The sequence below is a fragment of the Cloacibacillus porcorum genome (assembly GCF_001701045.1).
GTDB lineage: Bacteria > Synergistota > Synergistia > Synergistales > Synergistaceae > Cloacibacillus > Cloacibacillus porcorum.
On sequence record NZ_CP016757.1, the window covers coordinates 2,674,130 to 2,698,152 of the forward strand.

Consider the following 24,023-nt stretch of genomic DNA (forward strand, 5'->3'; position numbering starts at 1 on the left):
CTTTCATACGATATAATTAACAAAATATTGTTGATACATATATAATTATCAAGAGGCTTGTGAAGGGAGAAATTACCGTCATGATGAATTTTACAAGGACGATCGACGCCATCGACGCCCACACCGCGGGGGAGCCGATTCGCGTCGTCACCGCGGGCATCCCGAAGGTGGAGGGGCGGACGATGCTCGAGAAGATGGAATATTTTGGCGGGCGTTACGACAATATCCGCTGTATGCTGCTCAAGGAGCCGCGCGGCCACAAGGATATGTTCGGCGCGGTGCTGGTACCGCCGGTAACCGACGACGCCGACCTTGGCATCCTCTTTATGCATAACGAGGGGATGAGCACGATGTGCGGCCACGGGACGATCGGCGCGGTGAAGGCCGCCGCGGAGACGGGGCTTCTTGAGCTGCGCGAGGGAGAGAACACGATAAAGATCGACGCTCCCGCCGGGCGTATCACGGCGGAGGCGGCGGTAAAGGAGGGGCGCGTGGAGCGCGTCGCCTTCACCAACGTTCCGGCCTTCGTCTATAAAGAGAATGTAAAGATACCTGTCGCGGGGATCGGCGAGGTGGAGGCAGCGATCGTCTACGGCGGCGCCTTTTATATATTCGTCGAGGAGGAGAAGCTGGGGCTGCGCGTGCTGCCGGAGCAGACGGCGGCGCTCGTCGCGCGCGCGATGGAGATGAAACGCTGGGTGAACGCCAATCTCGACATCCGCCACCCGGAGAAGCCGCAGATCAGCGGCATTTACGGCGTGCTTATCACCTCCCCCGTCGAACGGACGGAGTACGGCTGCCGCAGCCGCCACATCTGCGTATTCGCAGAGGGTGCGGTGGACCGCTCGCCATGCGGTACGGGAACCTCCGCGCGGATGGCGCTGCTGGTATCGCGCGGCGAGCTGAAGGTGGGCGAAAAATTCCAGGCGGCTAGCATCATCGACACAAAGTTCGAGGGAACGCCGCTTGCCGCCGTCACCGAGAGCGGATACGAGGCAATCATCCCCAAGGTCGCGGGCCCCGCCTGGATCACGGGCTTCAACAAGTTCGTCCTCGACCCAAGCGACCCGCTGCCAGAGGGTTTCCTGCTCTGAGCCGCCGATTATTCGCCCCACGGCTGCCGCGGACGAAAAATGGCAGCTCACAGGGGAACAATGATTTCGCCTCATCGCCACAAGCGGCGGAATATACGAGCGACCGATAAAACTTACGAAATATAGAAGGGACTGAGCGCAAATGACATACCGCTCCAAAGAACTCGGACTTTTTTCCGGCAAGGGATCGTCCTCGCGCCGCGCGATCTATAAGGGCTGCGGCTACGACGACGGCGACCTCTCCAAGCCGCTGATCGGCATTGTAAACACCGCGAACGACGCGGGGCTCGGCCATGTGCACCTTGACCGCCTCGCGGCGCGGGTGCGCGCGGGCATTTTACAGGCGGGCGGCACGCCGTTTGAATTCGGAACCATCGCCACCTGCGGTGCGGTGCCCATCGGGATGCCGCACTTCCGCTATGAGCTGGTCATCCGCGACGTCATCGCCTCCTCCGTCGAGATAATGACCGGCGTGCAGCTGCTGGACGGCCTTGTGCTGCTCGCCTCTTGCGACAGCATCATCCCCGGCGTCCTTATGGGCGGCATCCGCGCCGACGTCCCATGCATCGTGCTGACGGGCGGCCCGCAGGAGGTCTGCAAGAGCGGCGGACGCAGCGTCGTGATGAGCGAGCTGGACCAGCTCGTATTCGGCGCGGATTACGCAAGCGACGAGGCGCGCGAGAAGATACGTTACCTCGAGGATCACGTCTGCCCCGGCCCTGGCGCCTGTTCGCTGATGGGCACGGCGAATACGATGCAGATTTTGATGGAGGGGCTGGGAATGGCGCTGCCTGGCTCGTCCACGGTCCCCGCCGTCTACGCGGAGAAGGAACGCTTCGCGACACAGACGGGACGCCGCATCGTGGAGCTCGTCAAGGAGGGAGTGAAGCCTAAGGATATCCTCACGCGCGAGACGCTCTTGAACGGTGTCATTCTCACGATGGCCCTCGCGGGCTCGACCAACGCAGTGCTGCATCTGCTCTCCTTCGCGCGCGAGGTGGGCGTGGGGCTGACGCTCGACGATTTTGACAAATTATCGGAGACGATACCCGTCATCAGCCGCGTCATCCCGACGGGAAAGGCGACGGTCATCGACCTCTACAACGCGGGCGGCGTCCCCGCCGTCCTCGGCGAGATGAGGGACTTCCTACACCAGGAATGCCTCACCGTCTCCGGACACACAATCGGCGAGATAGCGGCGCTGCGCCGCTCCTCCGACCACGATACGCTGACGACCGTCGACGCCCCTGTCTTTAAAAACGGCGGCATCGCTGTGATGAAGGGCAACATCACGCCCAACGGCGCGATCTGCCGCACGACGACCATCTCCGAGAAGATACGCAGGTTCGCGGGACCGGCGCGCGTCTTCAACTCCGACGAGGAGGCGCACCACGCGGTGGTGACGGGCGATATCAAAAGGGGCGACGTCGTCGTCATCCGTTATGAGGGGCCGCGCGGCGCGCCCGGCATGCGCGAGATGATGATGACGACCGACGCGCTGGTCGGCATCGGCATGGGGCAGGAGGTATTCGTACTCACCGACGGACGCTTCTCAGGCTTTACCGAAGGGGCGGCGATCGGCCATATCTCCCCCGAGGCAGCGGTCGGCGGCGTGATCGCGGTCGTTGAGGACGGGGACATCATCGAGATAGACATCCCCGGGCGCACGGTGAACCTCGACCTGCCCGAAGAGGTGATCGCGGCCCGCCTCGCGAAGTGGAAGCTGCCCCTCAAAAGGGAGCGCGGCATCCTCGGCATCTACGCGAAGAGCGCCCTCCAGGCCCACCTGGGCGCGATGATCGACGACCGCGTAACCGAAGAAGAACAGGTGCGCCGGGAGTTTTAGGCGGCCTCAATCATCTGAGACTCATTAAGAATATACGGGCGGATTCGTCTACGCGAACCGCCCGTTGTTTATTCCGGTTTTTCCGTTGACTGGGCGGCAGGCTTTCGGATGTTATTTTTGGACAAGCGATTGCCAGTTCCGCTTTATTTCGCTTTTCCACATTTACTTTTTATATAAATGACATATTCAACCTCTAATAGCGCTTATTCCCCGCTTAATCAATTTCAAAAACATAGTTTAATTTAATAATTAATTATTGACAAAAATTAATATTAAATTTATGATTTAATAGATTTTAATTTTATATTTTAATATGTATTTTTGTTCACACCCAACACTGCGCGAAAAATATATGCAGCCAATGAGACGACTGTCCGGCTTCCGGCACTGGGCAAATATAGATATTCGCTTCAGCGGATACAAGACCAAGCAGAGTGAGGTGAGGCAGGATGAAAGATAAAACTCTTTGGGGGCTGAACCTCTCCGCCTTTTTAATGATGATCGGGGTGGGGATGATCGTCGCCCTGCTGCCGCAAAAGATCATAGAGTTAGACGGCAATGGCAATAATGTCGGTTATTTGGCCTCGACGTTTGCCGCCGCATATATCGTATTGCAGCTTCCCGTCGGGGCTATGGCGGACAAATTCGGCTTCAAGCGTTTTTTAGCTTTGGGATATTTTCTATGTTTTCTGACCGGGCTATGCTACTATTTTTCCTCCGGCTCGGCCATGATATTTCTCTCACGCCTGCTGCAGGGCACGGGCGAGGCTCCCGTATGGGCGCTCGCGCCCGCGCTGCTGTCGTTAAAGTACGCCTCCTCCAAAGGAACCGCGGTAGGCTCATATAATGCGGTAATACATATAGGACTCACCATCGGGCCAATACTCGGCGTGCTCCTTATCAGGGTGCTGGCGCCGGAAAATCTTTTTCTCCTCTACGCCTTTGCCTGCCTCGCCGGAGCGGTTCTGACCATCTGGCTGGTTGACGATGTCCGCGCTGAAGAAAACATGGGAGATACCTTCAATATATCCAATATCGCGGCAATGATCAAAGAATCGTCTGTGTTTATCGCCCTTGCCGGTATTACCCTGTACGGTTCCGGATACGGGATATTCCTCACGACCATGCCGGCCTACCTTATTGAAGAAAGAGGGTTCAGCCCCGCCTATATCGGTATCTTTTTCTCTCTGTTTTATATCGCGATCAGTATCTCACAGCTGATAACGGGGAGGCTCTGCGACCGCTTCGGGGCAAAGGTATTTATGATCTTCGGACTCTTTCTCGCGTCACTGGGGCTTGGAGCCTCGCAGCTCTCCCCCACGGCAGCAGGGATGTTATCCGCACTCACTATTTCAACTATCGGCCTCGGCATATTTTATCTCGCCTCAATGATATTCTTGAACGACACCGTTGACGAGAGATATAAAGGGACGATTTCAGGAGCCTATTATCTGTTTTGGGGAGTCGGGATGTTTTTTGGTCCGCCGCTGCTTTCATTATCATCGGCAAGAGGCGGCGCCGATTTTTCTTTAAGATGTTACGCGGCGTTATATTTGGCGCTTTCGGCTGTAATGGCCATAAGGTTTTATCGAAAACAGGGGAGATAATATTTTGTCATAGTAAACCGGGGAGAAAAACTTGTATCTGCCAAGCCAGCTATAAAAGGGCGCTCCGCCGTTTTCATACTGACGGAACGCCCTTATTTTTCGCCGCCTAGCGAGGGCGCAGTGATTTTTTACTTACAGCTTCATCAATTCAAGCGCGAGCGCCGCGGTATCCTCGAGGTTTTTCACCGTGATGCGCTCCGCGGTGGTGTGGACCTTGTCCATGCCGGTGCCGAGGACCACGGCCTTTATGCCGTTGGCGTTCATGGTGTTCGCGTCGCTGCCGCCGCCGGTGGAGCCGATGACGGGCGTCAGGCCGATTTTCCTGCAGGCCTCCGCGACGGAGACGACAAGCGGATCGTCGTCGGACTGCGTGTATCCCGTGTAGCTGGTCGTCGCTTTGCAGTCGAGCTCCGCGCCAAAATCGCGGCAGGCCTTTTCAAGGCATTCCACTATGTGTTTAGTCTGCGCCTCAAGTTTCGCGTTGTCGCGGCTTCTCACCTCGGCCTCGATGTAGGCGCTGGGGCTGACGATGTTTGTCGCGCCGACGGCTTTGAAGGTGCCGATGTTCGCCGTCGTCTCCTCGTCGATGCGCAGCAGTTTCATCGCGGCGACTGCGGCGGCTCCGACCTGTATGGCGCTGACGCCCTTTTCGGGGGCGAGGCCGGCGTGCGCCGCGACGCCCTTTATTTCGGCGCGTATCTTCGTCTGTCCCGGCGCGGCGGTGATTATCTTGCCCGCGTCGCCGCTGGAGTCAAAGACGACGGCCTCTTTCGCGGAGAGTTTGGAGTAGTCGAGGGCCTTGGAGCCGATCATGCCGACCTCTTCCCCAACGGTGAGGACCACCTCAACCGCGCGGTGGGCAAGCTTCTGTTCGCGCGCCGAGGCGACCGCCTCGATGATCGCCGCGACGCCGGATTTGTCGTCGCCGCCGAGTATCGTGCTGCCGTCGGTATGTATCACGCCGTCCGTGATGATGGGGCGGATGCCTTTGCCGGGGGTCACGGTATCGATATGGGCGCTCATGAGAAGCGCCGGAGCCTCTCCCGCGAAGAGCGCTATGACGCTGCCGGCCTCGTCTATACGGACATCACAGCCAAGCGCCTTGAGGTCAGCTGAGACGCGGGCGGCCATCGCCGCCTCGTTTCCGCTTTCGCTGTCAATCGCGATGTATTCAAGAAAATTTTTCAGGAGACGTTCTTTGTTTATCATCTTTTCATCCTCTTTCATCTTTCGTTGGACTTTACCCTATAAATTATACTCTACAGAAAGACAATACCTAAAAATTCAGTGCAGAGACACAGGTACGCTGATTGGAAGTGCCGGAGGCTGAATTACTTGGCACCGGCCAGCCTAAAACGCACTTTTAGCGCTGAGGGCCAGCCGATGCCAGGCAAAAACGCGTATAGTCGATGGATATTATTTACATGAACAGTCCGGCTCCGGGACCCAGCGGCAGGCCGAAGAACATCCAGACGACGAGCAGCAGCGACCAGCCGATGAGGAAGAAGATCGAGTAGGGCAGCATCGTCGAGATGAGCGTGCCGATACCGGAGTTTTCGTCGTATTCTTTCGCAAAGACGATTATCATCGCGAAGTAGGACATAAGCGGCGTGATGATGTTCGTCGTGGAGTCTCCGATCCTGTAGGCGACCTGGGTCAGCTCCGGCGAGTAGCCGAGGAGCATGAACATCGGGATGAAGACCGGCGCGAGGATGGTCCACTTCGCGGAGGCCGAGCCCATGAAGAGGTTGATGAAGGCGCTGAAGAGGATGAAGAGGATCATCAGCGGGATGCCGCCGATGCCCGTCGATTCGATGAACTGCGCGCCTTTCAGGGCGATAATAGTGCCGAGTTTGGTGTAGCTGAAGTAGCTGATGAACTGCGCCGCCACGAACGCAAGGGCGATGTAGGCGCCCATCGAGGACATCGCCTTGCCCATCGCGCCGCAGACGTCTTTATTATCTTTGAATTTGCCGGATACGTAGCCAAATACCACCGACGGGATAAGGAAGAAGAACATGATGAGCACGATGATGCTCTGCATGAGCGGCGCGCCGGCGATGAGGCTTCCCGTCTTGGGGTTGCGCATGAAGGAATCGGCGGGCAGGCAGACCAGCACCACAAGCAGGGTCATCACGAGCAAGGTGATATTCGCCATCCGCAGGGCCTTCTGTTCCTTCGCCGTGATCTGGTTGGACTCGAAGGCGCCCTCAAGGAATTTGCCGTTGTATTTGCCGAGACGCGGCTCTACGATGTAGTCGGTGACGATCGTGCCGATGATCGTGATGAGGAAGGTGGAGGCGATCATGAAGTACCAGTTGGAGGTGGGCTCGACGGAGCGCGCCGCGTCGAGGATGTGTACGGCCTCCGTCGAGATGCCGGAGAGGAGCGGGTCGGTGGTACCGATGACGAGGTTAGCCGAGAAACCGCCGGAGACGCCCGCGAAGGCGGCGGCCAGTCCGGCCATCGGGTGGCGTCCGTAGGCCATAAACATCAGCGCGCCGATCGGGATGAGCACGACATAGCCCGCGTCGGAGGCGATGTTGGACATGATGCCGAGAAAGACGACGACCGGCGTGATGAGGCTGCGCGGGGTGACCGCCACGGTGCGCTTGAGGATCGTCGGAATGTAACCGCTGGTTTCCGCGACGCCGACGCCAAGCATCGCAACGAGCACAACGCCGAGGGGCGCGAAGCCGGTGAAGTTCTTTACGGCCGAGGTGAGCATATAGATGACGCCCTTCTGGTTGAGCAGGCTGACGGCGGTGATCGTCTGCATTTCAACCGTGTTTGTGGCACGGTTGATAAGTTCGCCGGAGGCGGAGACGCCCATAGCCGCGAATATCGCGGAGAGAAGCGCCGTCACGGCGGCGAAGATCGCAAAGAGCGCGATCGGGTGCGGCAGTTTGTTGCCGACGCGCTCAACTCCATTGAGAAAACGGTCGAACAGAGAAACCTTCTTCTTTGTTTCGGCTGTCATTACAAAAATTCCCCCTGAATATATTTTATGAATAAACTGTATAGAGCCACAGTTGATCCCACGTACGATTACGTTACCTGCGTATATAAATTTACAATAGAGTCTATTGCTTGTTAAATAAAATAATTAATTATAAAATACTTGAATATTTAAAAATTGTCAATATTTTTTTATAATATGCTCACATCATAAAGGATAACAGTTTTTATACAATGATTAATAAACATTACTGAATGAACTTTACAACTTGCACGATACTGTTTAGAATACTTGCAAAGAGCGGAAGACTTTTCCGCCGCAGTTACGGGGAGCCTGAACTTTCAGGCTGAGAGGAGGCTGGCCCTCGACCCGATGAACCTGATGTGGGTAATGCCACCGTAGGGAGAATAGCTTGGATCAGATGACGGCTGTCCTTCTTGGAGGGGCCGTCATTATTTTTAAGGGGTGTTTTCGGTGAACGAAGAGAAGAGAACGACAACTGCTAACGCGCTGATCTGGTTCGGCGCGGCGGTCTCCATCGCGGAGATATATACTGGCACGCTGATGGCGCCGCTGGGGATGGCACGCGGCATGGGGGCGGTAGTCGCGGGGCATCTGATCGGCGGCTTCCTCATGTATCTCGCGGCTTTGATCGGCGGCCTGTCGGGACACGGCGCGATGGAGAGCGTCAAGCTCTCCTTCGGCGAGCAGGGGGCAAAGTTTTTCGCGGCGCTTAACGTGCTGCAGCTTGTGGGCTGGACGGCGGTGATGATCGCAGGCGGCGCGATCTCGCTCGGCATCATCCTCAATCCGATGTACGGCACGGAGAATACCCTTTGGTGCGGCGTGATCGGCATCATGATCGCCATCTGGATAATGCTCGATATGAAGAACTTCGAGCGCGTCAACAAGCTCGCGATGGCGGCGCTCTTCATCCTCACGCTGGTACTCTCCTTCATCGTCTTCAAGCGCGGCGCGACGGAGGCGCCCCGCGGCGTGATGAGCTTTGCCGACGCGATGGAGCTATCGGTGGCGATGCCCCTTTCTTGGCTGCCGCTGATCTCCGATTATATGCGCGACGCGGAGGAGCCAAAAAAGAGCGCCGCCGTGAGCACCGTCATCTATTCGCTGGCCAGCTGCTGGATGTATTTCATCGGCCTTGGCGTCGCGATCTACACGGGAGGTTCGGATATCGCGAAGATTATGCTTGAGGCCGGACTCGGCATCGCGGGCGTGGTCATCGTCGCCTTCTCCACCGTGACGACGACCTTTCTCGACGCCTATTCGGCGGGCATCAGTTTCCACGTAGTATTCAGCGGGATAAAGGAGAAGGCCGCGGGAGTCGCCGTCTGCGCGATCGGCACGATGACCGCCATTTTTGCGCGCTCCGACAGCTACGAAAACCTGCTCTATCTCATCTCCTCCGTCTTCGCGCCGATGGCGGCGGTGATGGTGACGGACTTTTTCATCCTGAAGAGGAACCGCGCGGCAAAGCAGATCTCGCTGCGGAACATCATCTTGTGGGCCGTCGGTTTCGCCCTCTACCGCTATCTCATGACCGTCGGCAGCCCAATAGGCGCGACGCTGCCGGTGATCGCCGCGACCGTCGGACTTACCTGGCTGGCGGGCGTGGCCTTACCGGAGAAATCGTAACAAAGATAAATAATTCACTTTATGATATTGCGGCAATTCCTTTGCAATATCACACTATAAGGGCTACAATTAGGCTATAAGCACCTAATTATAGAAATTTCTCAGGGGGAGATTCCAATGGATGTAAAGAGCAAAGCATATCAGGAGCTGCTGAAGAAGCGTCCGCTGAACGTGCAGGCACGTTTCGGCGAGACGGAGATGGGGCTTGTCAGCGGGCGTGATATCGCGGCGGCGGCCAGGGAAGTCGATTCCATCGTGCTTGCGGCAAATGCGCGTCATCCGCTCGTGATAAAGGCCGTACTTCAGGCGGCAAAGAAGAAGAACGCGGCGGTGCTCATCGAGCTCGCTAAATCAGAGGCGACCTACTGCGGCGCAACCTACGACAACATTCCCGAATACGCCCTGAAGTATTCAGAGGAGATAGGACACGGGGCGGTATTCGGGCTTCATGTAGACCATTACGCCATCAAGAGCCAGGCCGACGTGCTGAAGGGTGTGGGACATCTCACAAAGATCCTCAACAACGGCTTCACATCGGTGGCCATCGACGCCTCGCACCTTGACGACTATGACAACTTCGCCGCCACCCGCGCGCTCGCGGACTGGCTGCCTTCGGAGCTCGGCCTTGAGGTCGAGGTGGGTGAGATCAAGGGTCCCGGAGAACTTTCGACCGTCGAAGAGGCTCTCTATTATATTGGCGGCCTCAACGCTTGGCAGGTCTTCCCCGATTATCTCGCGATATCGAACGGCAGCCTCCACGGCACCTATGACCCAACGGCGGGACAGATGGAGGGCATCGACCTCACACGCACGAAGGAGATCGCCGATGCAATCGCGCCCTACGGCGTGGCGATAGCGCAGCACGGTATCTCCGGCACGCCGCTCGACAAGGTATCGACCTTCCGTAAGTACGGCATCCGCAAGGGCAATGTCGCGACGCTCTTCCAGAACGTCTATTACGGAATCAAGATGGATCCGAACACCGGCAACGCGATCACCGAGGGCGGCACATATACGAAAGAGGCCGACCGCGGCATTTCGATGGAGCTCTGGGAGAAGATCGTCGCCGCCGGGGACGAAAAGGGAATGAGCCGCAAGAGCGGAGATTACAAGAAACTCAACCTGCCCTTCTGCGATATGATCCTCGCGGAACCCAAACCGATCATCGACAGGATCGTCGATGAGATGGCCTGGTGGGCGGAGCGGTTCATCGTCGCCTTTGGAGCTGAGGGCAGCGCCGACGCCGTGGCCGAGGTCATGGCGAAGCGCGTCGACCAGAACGCCTCCCCCGACCGCAAGGTCCTCGGTGAGAGGAAGAATTACACCAAGGATAACGCACCAGGCAAGGGCGGGAACGACGGCAAGAATTACGACGATTAAATAGCCGCAGAGGCGCGTGCCGTCTGTTCCACAGATGCGCGCACGCGGCAGATCTGATACAAAAATTTAAGTTATCGCATAAAAAACAGGTCCGCGAGGAAAAATTCCTCGCGGACCTGTTTTTTATTCTTTTTCATTTATCCTATTGTTTTTCGATCTTCATCTTACGCAGCTCGCGGCGCAGTACCTTACCAGCGGGAGAGATCGGATATTCGCTGACGAAGCCGATCTTGCGAGGCACTTTGTAGTGCGCCAGCCTCTCACGGCAATAGCTCATCAGCTCTTTAGCCGATACTTCGGCGCCTTCGTTGAGGACAATGAAAGCCTTCACAAGCTCTCCCGCGACATTGTTCTTCTCCCCCACGGCGACGGCGGCATGCACCGCCGGGTGGGCGCAGAGGACCGCCTCCACCTCCTGGGGATAGACGTTGAAGCCGCTGACGATAATGATGTCCGTCGCGCGGTCGACAATCTTAATGTAGCCGTCGGCGTCTATCTGGACGACGTCGCCGGTGTTGAACCAGCCGTCGCGAAAGCGTTCTTCTGTATTCTTTTCGTCACGGAAGTAACCGGGAACGACGGAGGGCCCCTTCACCCACAGCACGCCTTCCTGATGGAGGTCAAGCATATTCCCCTCGCGGTCACGTATTTCTATCTGGTAATCGGGGTAGGGGCGGCCAACGGTACCGAGCTTCTTATCAGCCTCCGTGGAGTTGACGGCGACTACCGGCGAGCATTCCGTCAGGCCGTAGCCCTCAAGGATGCCGACGCCAAGGTATTCGCGGCAGCGCGCCTCCATCTGCACATTGAGACGGTCGCCGCCAGTGATGACGTGCGTAACGCCCTTTATGTGATGGTCTTTCTTCGCCAGAGCCCCGAGCAGGAAGGCCATGATCGTCGGTACCGCGATCACCCGGTTGACGCCGGCCTCCTCTATCGCCTTTATCGTGTTTTCCACCGGTACAAAGCTTGGAACCACCGCCTGACGCACCCCGAAGGCCAGCGGCAGCATACCGGCAACGTTGTAGCCAAAGGTGTGAAAGTTGGGCAGCACGTTGAGGAATACCGCGTCTTCGTCCAGCAGTCCAGGAACATGCTTTTTTATCGGCGCGAGGTTGCCGAGCATGTTCGAGTGCAGGCATACCACCGCCTTCGGCAGTCCCGAGGTCCCGGAGGTGGAAAATATCACGGAAGTTTCCGCGCACTCCGGCCTGCCCTGTCTGCTCCGCCACAGCGGCAGAGGCCCTTCGAGCGGCGATGGAACAAGCGGTATATCCGACGGAAAGCCCTCGCCCGCTGCCTTTTTATGGCCCTCGTCCGTGAGGACGACGGCGTTTACGTCAAGCATCTTTATAGTATCTATCAGGTTTACGGCGCCGGTGCGCGCGTTCAGGGGAGCTATAGCCCCGCCGAGCCGCCAGCAGGCGACGGAGAGCGCCAGAACCATCGGCGAGTTTGGAAGCAGTACGGCGATACGCTGTCCCATTCCAAAGCCCGAGGCCCGCAGCTTCTCTTCACAGTCGGTGATAAGCGCCTCCAAGCGCTCCCAGCTCCACCATTCGCCCTGCCACCAGATACAGTCAGATTTTTCCTTTCCCTGCCAGGCCGCTTTCAGTGCATCCTCAAGCCGGTCTGTGTTGAACCTCTTTACCATCCCTATGCCACCCCACTACGCTTTATATAACATTATTATCACAGATTTTTCTGAGTTTATCCACTAAAAAGCGGCTATTGCGGACAACTTTGACAAACGTTCATCTATTTGAATGCACGGCCGCCGTCAGGGCGATTCCTCCTCAGTACGGCGGTCAGTCTTTATTTACCCTGATGCGCCGCTGGAATATACCCTTATCGTGAGCACAGTATACGACCGCCATAGCCTTGTTGAGCGGCATGTGGCTGCGCGGGTCGATGGTGAGGGTCGCGTGCGTGAGCGGCAGGTTCTTCGTCGCCAGCAGCGTATGACGTATAGCCTCGCCGCGGAAACCTGGAGTGCTTTGGAGAGCCGCCGCGATCCAGCGTACGCCATCGTAGGCCAGTATAGCCGCCATAACATCCTCCGGCGGGCAGTTCTCGTTATAGAGGCTGCGGTACTCCTTCAGGACGGAGCGGATCGGCGGATCGAGCGCCGAGACCTCGTTAACCCACCAGCTGCCCTTAAGGGCCTCCCCCGCGTCGGCATAGGTCTTATCGGTATAGCCCTCGCCGAGGATGGTATCCTGAAATCCCGCCGCACGCGCCTCAGAAACGATCTTCGCTGAGTCCTTTCCCGTCCCCGGGATTATCAGAAGGTCCGCCCCGCTCTCGAATATCGCCCGCATCGCCGCCGTGTGGCCGCTCTCTTTTTTACCGTTATATGAGAGCTCCGCGACGGTCTTGGCGCCAAAACCCACGGCCCATTTGCGCGCCGAGAGGTAGGTCTCTTCTGATAACTTGTCGGACGAGTCGTAATAGAGGGCGATCTTTTTCTTATGCAGCGCCTGCGTGGCAAAGTAGGATAGCACCTTGCCGCGCGCCTTCGCGTCGTTCACGAGGCTGAAGGTGTAGAGATAGGGCAGAGCGGCGTCCATAAGCTCCTCCTCACCAGGCGGCGTCGGTGAGATAACGATGAGCGGCGCCTCGATGCTCTCGGCGAGCCGCGCTATCTCCGCGACATTTCCGTTGTTGGCGCCAAGCATCATCACCAGGAAGCTCTTGTCCTTCATCGCCTTTTTGACCGAGGCGACCGCCTTCGCGGGGTCTTTCGGCAGATCGAAACCTACCACCTTGAGCTTATATTCCTCGCGCAGCGGCCCCTGAAAGTTTATGCGCTCGACCGCCAGCTGTGCCGCCCTCAGCTGCACATGTGAAAGGCGCGCCTCAGGACCGGACATCGGGGCAAAAAAGGCGATACGCAGCTCGTCGCCGACAGGAGTACGCTGGCTGCCGATCTGGAAGAAGAGTACGCCCAGCACCAGCATCGCTGCGAGCAGAATGACGCCGTTATAGAGAGATTTTTTACGCATCCGCATCGTGCGGGGCCGGTTTGAGATCCCGCCGGATATCCTCCGAAGGTTGCCAGGCGTGGCGACGAACCCCTCGCCCGAGGGACGCTCGTCTTCATATTTATCAGCGACGGCGCCGTTTATCAGGGCCGCGACCTCTTTCGACTGTCCCGCCGTAAATCCAAGCTGCTGGCACAGACGTTCTTCCTGTTCCTCATCCAGAACCGCTCTTGCGGAATTGACACGCCAGCCGCACTTTAGAAGATACCTGAGGGCAAAGGTGAGATGAAAGGCCTCCTCGGCCTGCAGCGCACAGCGGTCTTCAAGAAACTGCGACAGCCTGTCTGGGTCTTCCAGTATGTTTATCCCATAGCTATCTATCAATTCGGACAGTACATCACGAATATTTTCGGACATTATTCCACTCCTTGTCTTAATATAAGTAGTATACAGCATTAGAGTTCATAAATGAATTTCATAAATTGTAAAAACGGCCCCTTGGTGATAAGGTATAGCTGAAATGAGGTGGAATAAAGACATGTGTAAACGTATCCCGGTGGCTGTTCTGTTTTTTTTGCTGCTTCCAGCTGCTTTTTTCATCACCGCCATGGGCTGGCGCGTAGATTCTCTTGAGCTCCTAGACGACAGCCAGAGGGTGCTTTTTTCCGTACCCGTGGCGCTGGGACAGCGTTTTACGACGACATATATCCACTCCGTAGAGCTGACGCCGGTGGAAGACGAGTATATCGTGCTCGGAGGGAAGATATGGACGTGGCAGGAGCGCGTGAAATCGTCAAACGCGGGAATGCCCTGCTTCAAGCCCGACAACGGATGCTATATCAACACGAAAGACTGGCTGATCTTCCAGGGCGGCCGCCAATCTTGGGACCATTACTACCTTCGCGTCGGCAACAAAACCTTCGGCCTCAATAAAATGGAGCTGGCGCCGTTCGGCACGACGTGCCTATTCAAAATTTTCCCCGGGAAACGTATTACGGTAGCAGTAAAAAGCGGTCCTATGCTCTTTGCAGAACTCTATCAGACAGAAGTTCTATACAAACCACTTCCGCAGCAACGAATATTCTCAGCTTACAAGTAGAGGTTAGCAAGAAAAAATGCGACTCCGCTATAGGAAAGAAAAAGATATGGGGAAGATTTCCAGCCAAGCGGCAAGCGCTCCTTCATCCCCAGGTAGGCCGCCCTTATCGGCGGTATCACCGCTATTTGTACTATAAGGACCTTAAGCCAATAAAAGACGAAATCAGCAGCGTACATAGGAATTCCGGCAAGTCCGAACAGCAGTCCGATGTTTACAGGGACAAAGATTGCAGTTATTATCGCCGGACATAACGTCGAACGAACAGCGTCATAAACCTCAAGCAGCGACGTATACTCCGTAAGCTCCGCTCGTCTCACCTTACGACAGGGAGAGACTACAACAAGAGAAAAGAAAAAGAATACCAGCCCGATACGCCCCCAAAAATTTGTTACACCCGCAAGTGGCATCGCAGCATAGGTGTTAAGGCAGAAGATACTTCCCGGTACACCGATATTTATTACAAACCAGGCTAGCGTGATGAGAACAAGCAACAGTGCCACCGTGAATTTGAAAAGAATATTTATCAGATTCCTGTCTATGGAAAAATATATCTCTTTTGAATATTGCTTGAGCCCACGGATATAAAAATTCTGCGCCAGGACAAGCAGCGACACGGCGATAAGGAAACCGCCTCTAACCGAGAAGAACTGCGGCAGCGAACCCATAGGGATAAAAAAGTAAACAGCTATGAGAAAAAGAGACGACATATATAGTGCACGGGGAGCTTTTTTCCCCTCACGGTGTATCTTTCCCTCGATAAACCGTTTAAAAGGGGAGAATATCGACTCCGTTGCATTGCCGCTGATATTGAACACAGCATTTTCTATACCTATAAATAAAAGAGTGATGCTGATGATGAGATAGATGAAGGCGACCGCAGAAAACGGCATAATGATGAAGTTTATCAAGATGTCTATTCGCTCCTTGATTCAATTTATATAGAAATTACGCAAAAATGTTATAATTTCAATATATTTACGATAAAGCTACTCATAACCTCCGAACATATATCATATTACTTTGCATAGTCACAAAAAATAATCTAAAAAAACAACAACTTATCCTATCTATAATTATATTACAAAAATAAAGAACAAAAATCATCAATAAGGCCCAATTAAAAAATGTAAAAAAAGAGCCGCCCCAAGGGCGGCTCCGAGAACCTTAAAATTTCAATCTTACTTAATGAGTCCCTTTTCTTTGTAGAACTTCTCAGCGCCGGGGTGCAGAGGAGCTGTAAGTCCGTCGAGCGCGCCCTTAAGGGTGATCTCTTTACCCTTCGCGTGGACCGCTGCGATATCCTTGAGGTTGTCAAACATAGCTGTCAGGAATTCATAGACCTGGTCGGCGGGAACCGCATCGTTGGTGATGAGGATCGCCATGACGGCCGGGGTCTTGGTTACTTTGTCAATTCCCTTGTATGTGTTCGCGGGGATTGTGCTTGCCACGAAATAGGGATACACCTTGTGCAGCTTCGCGAGGAAAGCATCGTCAAAACTCAGGAGGTCAACGTCTTTCGTCGTGGTAAGGTCCATGATCGAAGCGGTCGGATAACCGGCGACGACGAATCCGGCGTCAATCTGGTTGTCCTTGAAGCGGCTGGTCGTAGCTGCGAAGTCGAGGAAGTCGGCCTTTTTGAGGTCTTTGTAGGTGAGTCCGGCAACCTTGAATATCGCCTGTACGTCGCCTTCAACGCCTGAACCGGGGGCTCCGACGCCTACGCGCTTGCCCTTGAGGTCGGCGATGCTCTTGATACCGGCATCTTTAGCGACAACGACCTGGATGTGCTCGGGGTAAAGCGAGGCTACGGCGCGGATATTCTTAAGGGGCTTGCCCTGGAACATCAGCTCTCCGTTGTACGCCCAGTAGGTGATGTCGTTCTGTACGAACGCGATTTCGATACCCTTTGTGGCGATGAGGTTTACGTTGGCGACGGAAGCATTTCCGGTCTCAGCTGTGCACTGAATCTTCCCGCCCTTGGTAACGGCCGCCGCGAGGGCTCCGCCGACTGCGTAGTAGGTACCGGTCGTGCCGCCTGTCGCGATCGACATATAGGTGGGCGCCGCCATAGCGACGGTGGTAAGGGAAAGCGCTGCAAGAAGTGCTACAAGTGTTACGATGATGCCTTTCTTCATTTTTGTTTCCTCCCCAAAAAATTTTTTTTGCAATGCGGACTTCCAAAAGAAGTCTGCTTATCGCTAATTATAATACTCTTTTTTCCCACGAGACTCAACACAAAACCATGATTCCGGCGGGAAAGCGCAGCGTGAAGAAGAAATTACTCAGCCCTCGCCGCGTTTTTTTTGGCCTTCGCGGTCTGTACGATGTAAATCACGGCCAGCACTGCCAGCCCCGCCAGGTCGGAGGTCGTTCCAGGGATCAGAAGTCCGATCGCTCCGCCAAAAGCCAGGATACGCATATACCAGGCAAGATGGGCTTTGAAGAAGCCGATCGAGAACATCGCGAGCAGGAATACGCCAATCAATGCCGTGCAGATCGCCTGTACCATTACCATCGGCACAACGTCGATGAAGAGCAGCATCGGATTATATACGTAAATATACGGTACAAGGAAGCCCGCCAGCGCAAGCTTAAAGGCCGTGACGCCAGTCTTCATCGGGTCGGAGCCCGCTATGCCGGATCCGGCATAGGCAGCTAAAGCTACAGGCGGCGTCAAGTCAGCCGCGATACCGAAGTAAAAGACGAACATATAGGCCGCCATAGCGGGAACACCAAGCTGGAAGAGCGCCGGAGCCGCCATGGTACTGGTTACGATGAAGTTAGCCGTCGTCGGAAGTCCAGTGCCGAGGATGATGCTCGCGCACATCGTGAAGATGAGCGTCAGTATCTTACTGCCGCCTGCCGCCGTAACGATCGCGCCGGCGATACGCAGGGCAAGCCCCGTAAGCGTACCCATACCGACGACCATACCAACCGTGGCGCAGGCACAGGCCACGCCGATCGCGCCGCGCGCTCCGGCCTGGAAAGCTTCATATATTCTCACCGGCGTCAGGCGCGTCTCTTTGTTGAGCCAGGAGAGCACGAAGCTGACCAGAATACCGTTGAAGGCCGCCTTAAGCGGCGTGTAGCCGGCAAGCAGGAAGTAGATGATCGCGATAAGCGGGATGAGCAGGAAGCCCTTTGACTTAAGAAGCGGCCATATCGGAGGCAGCTGTGACCAGGGAATACCTTTGAGTCCGAGACGGCAGGCCTCAAAGTGCACCTGGACCATGACCGCAAAGTAGTAAAGCAGGGCGGGGACTATCGCCGCGACGGCAACCTGTATATACGGCACGCCGAGGAACTGAGCCATGATGAAGGCCCCCGCGCCCATGACAGGGGGCATGATCTGGCCGCCCGTAGAGGCAACCGCCTCAACGGCGCCGGCGAAGTGAGGTTCGTAGCCAACGCTCTTCATGAGCGGGATCGTAAACATACCGGTGGTGCAGACGTTGGCGACGGAGGAGCCGGAAACGGTCCCCATCAAACCGGAGCTAACTATGGCGACCTTCGCTGGGCCGCCTGTCGACCAGCCGGCGAGAGCCATCGACAGGTCAATGATGAACTTCCCAAGGCCTGTTTTTTCAAGCACTGCTCCAAAGAGGATGAACATGAAGACAAACGTCGATGACACCTCAAGAGGCGTACCGAATATCCCCTCTGTGCCGAGATACATGTGGTTTACAATACGCGCCACGGAGAAGCCTCTGTGCGCGAGCATCTGCGGCATATAGCGTCCAAAATAACAGTAAAGCAGCGCGATAATCGCGAGACAGGGAAGGACGGGATTGGATATCCGCCGCGTCGCCTCCAACAGCGTCGCAATGAGGATGAATCCCATCACAAGGTCCGTCGTGGTCGGCAGACCGGCCCTCGTAACGAGATCGTTAAAAAAGAACACGAGATACAGCGCACTTGCGACACCGAGCGCGGCAAGGATAAAATCATAGAAGGGAATGCCGCTGGTCTTGGATTGTTTCGACGTGGCCGGATAGAGAAGAAATACCAGCGCCAGCGTAAATGCCAGATGGACGGCGCCCTGCATCTGGGCCAGCAGCAGTCCAAAACCCGAGGTATAGAAGTGGAAGCAGGACATCGCGACGGCAAGCAGAGCCACCAGCTGTCCCTGCCAGCCGGTAAGCGCTCGGAACCGCGCCTCCGTGTCGTACTTGCGCATAAGATCTTCAAGATCGATCTTCGCGTTTTCCTCCACTTGATCAATGATTTTTACTTCTGTTTCACTCACCAAAAATTCCTCCTCCGTGGAGAGTCTGAGACATATAAATGGTTACACGGACACGATAAGTATTTACATTCCAGACAATAAAATAAATTCTTGATTAATCAAGATTCTATACTTTTTTATGCAAATAGCTGTCGTTCCGGTAAATAATAAAAAGTCTCGTTAATTATTATATACTTTTATTAGACAAGTATCAACAATCAGCTTTCTAATTATTCTCAAAAGAGATGCGGCTGTACCGCCGCTAAAACAACAAACAGAAAAATACAGATATACCGGAATGTCTTTCTTCAGCCCCTTCTTTGCCAGCCGACGCGAAGAGAGTTATATCCTATATTTTATTCGATAATGTAAATAAAATATAACGATAGCGGCTGATTATATATAAATCGCATTGCCGCATTGGTATCTGAGTTCACAACAACTATAATTCGGCAAAAAAGCCCCTATCGCCTGCATAAGTTGGCAGACGATAGGGCAGATATCAACTTTTGTTATACCACGTAATAACTACCGCTTCTTTTTGACGTAGAAAAACAAGGGCATGGCAAGAAGAGCCATCAGTCCTGCGGCCGCTCCGGCGTTGCATCCAGATGAGGATGACGAGTGGGAGGCGGGGCCGTCCGCGTGAGTTCCGGCATATTTAACCAGAGCGCCAAGCACGGCGTTGCACAGATCCTGATCGACATCCACGCCGCGGGTATCTTTCAGCGCGTCACGTTCAGGGTGCCACTGCACCGCAAGGGCGAACAGGCTGTCGCGATGCTCTATTGCCTCTACGATACCGTCGGAAGAATAGGCCGCTATCGTCAGCCCCTTGCCCAGCTTTTGCGGATCTATGGCCTGGTGGTGCGCCGTAGCAACCAGATCGATCGAGGTGTCTCCGATGATATCGTACAGCCATTTCGAACCGGTGAGTATGCCAATGTTATCTCCTGATTTAAGGTTATGATATCCTGTGCCGCCGCTGTGGATCAGGCCGTCTATCTGGACACGGTAATGCGGCTCGTCCTCGCAGCTAACTTTATCATATGTCTGCGTCGCCTCATTCCATTTTCTGTATCCGGTATCTTTAAGCACACCGGTAACACGGCTGGCGTCAATTTCACCGGCAAGGACCTTCTGTCCCAGATAGTAGGGGACATCCTGGATCAAACCGCCTCCCATCGCCACATTAAATCCCTGTTCGCCGCGGCAGACCGCCAGCAGAGGAACGTCCATGGCGACAGCCTGCTGCATCAGACTGATATCCGAAGTATCGCGGGCGTCATTCCATCCGCTTGATCCGTGCGGCGTCTGCTTTTCACCGTACAGCGCGGGGTTCCAGTCTTCCCCACCGGTCTCGAAGAGGCCGTTAATTTTGGATAAAACCTCTTTAGCCTCTTCCGCGCTCTTAACCTGCGGCAGGAAGACGGCGAAGGCTCCGTTACGCTCAAAGGCCTCGGCAAATCCTTTGTAATCCGACCCTATTTTATCGCTTTTCCAGGAGATACCGACCACTGGACGGGTACGGACCTTCGTGACGATGATATTTGCGATCTTACCGCTGTCATCGATGGTAAGATCGGCGATGACAGCTTTACCCAGCGTGCGCTCGCCGATGTCGGTGCTTAAAACCGCCGCCGGAGCATCAGGCACACCCATAATATCCTTCAGTTTTGCTACCGTGTCGATACCATTGCCGGTCTTATCAACAATTTTAGCTTCACTGACATCGGCAGAGTGGACGACATTGTATTCAAGCATGGCGCTTTCATTAATTGAATAAAGCTTCGCGCCGCTCAGCGTTTCCGCCGCCAACGCCGCTAATGGCAGCACAGACAACATCATCAATGCCACAAAAACAGACAGGAACCGTCTTCTCATTCTCCATAACACTCCTTTTCTTTTGTTAGGACCAAGCTTACCAAGAACCTCGCCACACAAAATCAGCATCGAGAGCTCCCCCGCCGATAACGGCTTGCCACCAAAAAGACAGGTATGAATAGGGTTAACACTCTCGCTGCTGAACCGAACGCCTTTACCACCTCCTTATATATTCAGGTTTCTAAAGTATGTTCCTGCTTTTAAGAACAGGCGACAAACAACACGGGCAGGGAAAAAAGCGTATAACCGCATTTCTTCGATTGCACACTAATGATGAATACAGACTGTCCACTCGCAGACATCAATGCACAGCACAACAGCAATGGCAAAAATATTCACACAGCTTAGCTGACGGTATTTCTTCTGCGCGCTTTTACCATTATTTGCATCCCGTTGTTACAATTACATGGTCATATTTTCTAACAATAATTTCTTTTACATTACAGTTAGTATTTATTGCCGGATTCTACTTAGCAATAATACTGGTTATTTTAATCATTGTCAATGATATTATGAATAGTTATTACCAATATAACTAATTAGTTATTTGCGAAAATTGTAAGTATATTATTAGATATGGACACTAAAGAATTCGGCAGAAGGTTAAAAAAATACAGAGGGAAGACATCACAAGAAAAACTTGGAGAGTTGTTGGGTTATGGCCAGACTTACATCAGCAGCTTGGAGAAAGGCCTGTCCAACCCATCGATTGAATTGCTGGATAAACTTGTAAAAACAACAAAAATCACCTCTTCTTACTGGCTCGGAGAAATAGATGAAGCTATTTCCATCAAGGATCTGCCCGGCATCTCTGAAAACACCGTGAAAAAGCCCCCGTCTCAATCTAGCATCACAGGTGATAAGTTTTCCGCCTTTGACATGGAGCTTGATTCTCTGTCATCATTTTTCCGTGACCGCGTAAAACACGAAATCGGCACGGTCAAAGATTCAACCTTCAAACGGGTACGGGAGGACATAGAAGAGCTGCACATCATGCTCAAATATGAGCAGGATAAGAACGACAGATAAGGATACAGACGGTCCTCTCTTATTTTCTTGCGCGGGATCTCTCGCCTAAAGACACAGCGGCCTGACAGTATGCGGCGATCTGTTACATTTCTGTGTTCAATATAAAATGCGGACTCATGTGAGCCCGCATTTTGTATTTTGAGAATTCACCTACAAGGCAGTTTCCGTGGAAATTTTCTTCTCCTTAATTCGCTGAACGACATAGATCAGCGCCAGAACTGCGAGACCGGCGAGGTCGGAGGCTGTGCCGGGGATCATCAGCCCTAAGGCGCCTCCAAAGGCCAGCAGCCGCATATACCAGGCAAGCGGCGCCTTGAAGTATCCGATCGTGAACATCGCGAGCAGGAACACTCCGATGAGCGCCGTACAGATCGCCTGTATCATCTCAAGCGGCACCACGTCGATGAAGAGCAGCATCGGACTATAGACATAGATGTACGGAACGAGGAATCCGGCCAGCGCAAGTTTGAAGGCCGTGACACCGGTCTTCATCGGGTCCGCCCCCGCGATCCCCGCGCCGGCGTAGGCCGCAAGCGCGACCGGCGGCGTCAGGTCGGCCGCGATGCCGAAGTAGAAGACGAACATGTAGGCAGCCATCGGCGGCACGCCCAGCTGGAAGAGCGCGGGAGCCGCCATCGTACTGGTGACGATAAAGTTAGCCGTCGTCGGCAGCCCGGTCCCGAGAACGATGCTCGCGCACATCGTGAAGATGAGCGTCAGTATCTTGCTGCCGCCCGCCGCCGCGACTATCGCTCCGGCGATGCGCAGCGCAAGTCCGGTAAGCGTCCCCATTCCGACGACCATGCCGACGGTGGCGCAGGCGCAGGCCACGCCGATCGCGCCGCGCGCTCCGGCTTCAAAGGCCTGGAATATCCGGTCTGGGGTCAGGCGAGTCTCTTTATTGAGCCAGGAGAGCACGAAGCTGACTAGGATGCCGTTGAAGGCAGCCTTAAGCGGCGTGTAGCCGGCAAGCAGGAAGTAAATGATCGCCACGAGCGGGATGAGCAGGAAACCCTTTGACTTAAGCAGCGGCCATATAGGAGGCAGCTGCGACCAGGGGATACCCTTAAGTCCGAGGCGGCAGGCCTCAAAGTGCACCTGCACCATGACTGCAAAGTAGTAAAGGAGCGCGGGGACGATAGCCGCAATGGCGACCTGTATATAAGGGACGCCGAGGAACTGCGCCATGATGAAGGCGCCGGCGCCCATGACGGGAGGCATTATCTGCCCGCCAGTTGAGGCCACCGCCTCGACCGCGCCCGCAAAGTAGGGCTGGTAGCCAACGCTTTTCATGAGCGGAATGGTGAACATACCTGTCGTGCAGACATTGGCGACCGAAGAGCCGGAGACCGTCCCCATCAGTCCGGAGCTGACGACCGCGACCTTCGCGGGGCCGCCAGTCGACCAGCCGGCGATGGCCATTGAGAGGTCGATGATGAAGCGCCCAAGCCCCGTCTTCTCAAGCACCGCTCCAAAGAGGATGAACATGAAGACAAAGGTCGAGGAGACTTCAAGCGGGGTGCCAAAGATTCCCTCCGTACCAAGGTACATGTGGTTTACGATACGTGCTACCGAGAAACCGCGGTGCGCGAGCATCTGAGGCATGTAGCGTCCGAAATAGCAATAGAGCAGCGCGGCGATCGCAAGACACGGAAGTATCGGGTTGGATATCCGCCGCGTCGCCTCCAGCAGTGTCGCGATGAGGATGAATCCCATCACTAGGTCAGTGGTGGTCGGCAGGCCGGCCCGCATCACCAGGTCGTTGAAGAAGAATACCAGATAGAGGGAGCTTGCCACTCCCAGCCCGGCCAATATGTAGTCATAGAAAGGTATGCCGCTGGTCTTGGATTGTTTCGAGTTAGCCGGATAGAGAAGAAAGACCAGCGCCAGCGTGAATGCGAGGTGAACGGCGCCCTGCATCTGGGCAAGCAGCAGCCCAAACCCTGATGTATAGAAGTGGAAGCAGGACATCGCGACGGCGAGCAAAGCTACCATCTTTCCCTGCCAGCCGCTCAGCAGCCTGAAACGCGATTCAGTGTCATACCGGCGCATAAGGTCGTCAAGGTCGAGCTTCGCGCTTTCCTCCATAACCATGGTTGTCTTTGCCTCTGTTTCACTCATAACGATTCCTCCTTATTGTGGAGACTTTAGGATACAGAACATCATATATAATGCACGCAGCGGATGCCGTGACATTATATATTTCTGTCTGCGACTGAAAAACAGGCAGTTTTAGATATTTACCTTTACAGGTTTTACTGGT

At 54.8% G+C, this 24,023-nt stretch carries 16 protein-coding genes and 1 riboswitch; of the genes, 7 read left to right on the forward strand and 9 right to left on the reverse strand.

Translation table 11 applies throughout. The annotated features are described in order from the left end of the window. The first annotated feature begins 80 nt into the window (after positions 1-80). From BED41_RS12175 to BED41_RS12185, 3 genes are all read left to right on the forward strand, one after another. Entirely contained in the window at positions 81-1,094 is a 1,014-nt protein-coding gene (locus tag BED41_RS12175; protein ID WP_174544914.1) for a proline racemase family protein, read from the forward strand. Positions 1,095-1,236: 142 nt separating this feature from the next. Continuing rightward, positions 1,237-2,940, forward strand: coding sequence for a dihydroxy-acid dehydratase (gene ilvD / locus BED41_RS12180; RefSeq protein WP_066746705.1), 1,704 nt, complete (start codon positions 1,237-1,239; stop codon positions 2,938-2,940). A gap of 449 nt (positions 2,941-3,389) precedes the next feature. Then, entirely contained in the window at positions 3,390-4,547 is a 1,158-nt protein-coding gene (locus BED41_RS12185) for an MFS transporter (RefSeq protein ID WP_066746708.1), read from the forward strand. A gap of 132 nt (positions 4,548-4,679) precedes the next feature. Here the strand turns inward: BED41_RS12185 and BED41_RS12190 are convergent, their stop codons facing one another. After that, entirely contained in the window at positions 4,680-5,756 is a 1,077-nt protein-coding gene (locus tag BED41_RS12190) for a M20/M25/M40 family metallo-hydrolase (RefSeq protein ID WP_066746711.1), read from the reverse strand. 211 nt (positions 5,757-5,967) lie between these two features. Then, positions 5,968-7,527: an AbgT family transporter gene (locus tag BED41_RS12195; RefSeq protein WP_066746714.1), complete on the reverse strand. Its 1,560-nt coding sequence runs from the start codon at positions 7,525-7,527 to the stop codon at positions 5,968-5,970. A gap of 294 nt (positions 7,528-7,821) precedes the next feature. Further along, a riboswitch (TPP riboswitch) is annotated at positions 7,822-7,928 on the forward strand. Between the two features lie 52 nt (positions 7,929-7,980). On the opposite strand from BED41_RS12195, the gene cytX reads away from it, so the two are divergent. Both cytX and BED41_RS12205 read left to right on the forward strand, forming a co-directional pair. Then, positions 7,981-9,159 (forward strand): putative hydroxymethylpyrimidine transporter CytX, encoded by a 1,179-nt coding sequence (gene cytX, locus BED41_RS12200; RefSeq protein WP_066749281.1) that lies wholly within the window; start codon positions 7,981-7,983, stop codon positions 9,157-9,159. A gap of 117 nt (positions 9,160-9,276) precedes the next feature. Beyond that, positions 9,277-10,539 carry a class II fructose-bisphosphate aldolase gene (locus BED41_RS12205; protein ID WP_066746717.1) on the forward strand — a complete coding sequence of 421 codons (1,263 nt, stop codon included), beginning with the start codon at positions 9,277-9,279 and terminating at the stop codon, positions 10,537-10,539. A 142-nt stretch (positions 10,540-10,681) separates the two neighbouring features. Here the strand turns inward: BED41_RS12205 and BED41_RS12210 are convergent, their stop codons facing one another. Continuing rightward, positions 10,682-12,193, reverse strand: coding sequence for an AMP-binding protein (locus tag BED41_RS12210; protein WP_066746720.1), 1,512 nt, complete (start codon positions 12,191-12,193; stop codon positions 10,682-10,684). Between the two features lie 154 nt (positions 12,194-12,347). After that, the gene (locus BED41_RS12215; protein ID WP_066746725.1) at positions 12,348-13,940 is read right to left on the reverse strand and encodes an ABC transporter substrate-binding protein; all 1,593 of its coding nucleotides are present in this window, start codon (positions 13,938-13,940) and stop codon (positions 12,348-12,350) included. 121 nt (positions 13,941-14,061) lie between these two features. Here BED41_RS12215 and BED41_RS12220 point away from each other — a divergent pair, with 121 nt between their 5' ends. Beyond that, the gene (locus BED41_RS12220; RefSeq protein WP_066746728.1) at positions 14,062-14,622 is read left to right on the forward strand and encodes a DUF1850 domain-containing protein; all 561 of its coding nucleotides are present in this window, start codon (positions 14,062-14,064) and stop codon (positions 14,620-14,622) included. Here BED41_RS12220 and BED41_RS12225 read toward each other — a convergent pair. From BED41_RS12225 to BED41_RS12240, 4 genes are all read right to left on the reverse strand, one after another. Continuing rightward, on the reverse strand, positions 14,613-15,530 hold the full coding sequence (locus tag BED41_RS12225) for a hypothetical protein (RefSeq protein WP_066746729.1): 918 nt from the start codon (positions 15,528-15,530) through the stop codon (positions 14,613-14,615). The genes BED41_RS12220 and BED41_RS12225 overlap by 10 nt on opposite strands. A gap of 270 nt (positions 15,531-15,800) precedes the next feature. Beyond that, entirely contained in the window at positions 15,801-16,757 is a 957-nt protein-coding gene (locus BED41_RS12230) for a TAXI family TRAP transporter solute-binding subunit (protein WP_066746732.1), read from the reverse strand. Positions 16,758-16,900: 143 nt separating this feature from the next. Further along, complete coding sequence (locus BED41_RS12235; RefSeq protein ID WP_066749285.1) at positions 16,901-18,868, reverse strand: TRAP transporter permease; 1,968 nt, start codon at positions 18,866-18,868, stop codon at positions 16,901-16,903. A 507-nt stretch (positions 18,869-19,375) separates the two neighbouring features. Beyond that, the gene (locus BED41_RS12240) at positions 19,376-20,731 is read right to left on the reverse strand and encodes a gamma-glutamyl-gamma-aminobutyrate hydrolase family protein (RefSeq protein ID WP_168160275.1); all 1,356 of its coding nucleotides are present in this window, start codon (positions 20,729-20,731) and stop codon (positions 19,376-19,378) included. Positions 20,732-21,307: 576 nt separating this feature from the next. Here BED41_RS12240 and BED41_RS12245 point away from each other — a divergent pair. Beyond that, positions 21,308-21,760, forward strand: a complete 453-nt coding sequence (locus BED41_RS12245) for a helix-turn-helix domain-containing protein (RefSeq protein ID WP_084002441.1) — start codon at positions 21,308-21,310, stop codon at positions 21,758-21,760. A 150-nt stretch (positions 21,761-21,910) separates the two neighbouring features. Here the strand turns inward: BED41_RS12245 and BED41_RS12250 are convergent, their stop codons facing one another. Beyond that, positions 21,911-23,881 (reverse strand): TRAP transporter permease, encoded by a 1,971-nt coding sequence (locus BED41_RS12250; protein WP_066746740.1) that lies wholly within the window; start codon positions 23,879-23,881, stop codon positions 21,911-21,913. Positions 23,882-24,023: the final 142 nt, after the last annotated feature.

Bases quoted from the DNA above. Each gene is read 5' to 3' on its own strand.
- BED41_RS12175 (WP_174544914.1), top strand. From the start codon at position 81: ATGATGAATTTTACAAGGACGATCGACGCCATCGACGCCCACACCGCG.
- ilvD (WP_066746705.1), top strand. From the start codon at position 1,237: ATGACATACCGCTCCAAAGAACTCGGACTTTTTTCCGGCAAGGGATCG.
- BED41_RS12185 (WP_066746708.1), top strand. From the start codon at position 3,390: ATGAAAGATAAAACTCTTTGGGGGCTGAACCTCTCCGCCTTTTTAATG.
- BED41_RS12190 (WP_066746711.1), bottom strand. From the start codon at position 5,756: ATGATAAACAAAGAACGTCTCCTGAAAAATTTTCTTGAATACATCGCG.
- BED41_RS12195 (WP_066746714.1), bottom strand. From the start codon at position 7,527: ATGACAGCCGAAACAAAGAAGAAGGTTTCTCTGTTCGACCGTTTTCTC.
- BED41_RS12205 (WP_066746717.1), top strand. From the start codon at position 9,277: ATGGATGTAAAGAGCAAAGCATATCAGGAGCTGCTGAAGAAGCGTCCG.
- BED41_RS12210 (WP_066746720.1), bottom strand. From the start codon at position 12,193: ATGGTAAAGAGGTTCAACACAGACCGGCTTGAGGATGCACTGAAAGCG.
- BED41_RS12215 (WP_066746725.1), bottom strand. From the start codon at position 13,940: ATGTCCGAAAATATTCGTGATGTACTGTCCGAATTGATAGATAGCTAT.
- BED41_RS12220 (WP_066746728.1), top strand. From the start codon at position 14,062: ATGTGTAAACGTATCCCGGTGGCTGTTCTGTTTTTTTTGCTGCTTCCA.
- BED41_RS12230 (WP_066746732.1), bottom strand. From the start codon at position 16,757: ATGAAGAAAGGCATCATCGTAACACTTGTAGCACTTCTTGCAGCGCTT.
- BED41_RS12240 (WP_168160275.1), bottom strand. From the start codon at position 20,731: ATGAGAAGACGGTTCCTGTCTGTTTTTGTGGCATTGATGATGTTGTCT.
- BED41_RS12245 (WP_084002441.1), top strand. From the start codon at position 21,308: ATGGACACTAAAGAATTCGGCAGAAGGTTAAAAAAATACAGAGGGAAG.
- BED41_RS12250 (WP_066746740.1), bottom strand. From the start codon at position 23,881: ATGAGTGAAACAGAGGCAAAGACAACCATGGTTATGGAGGAAAGCGCG.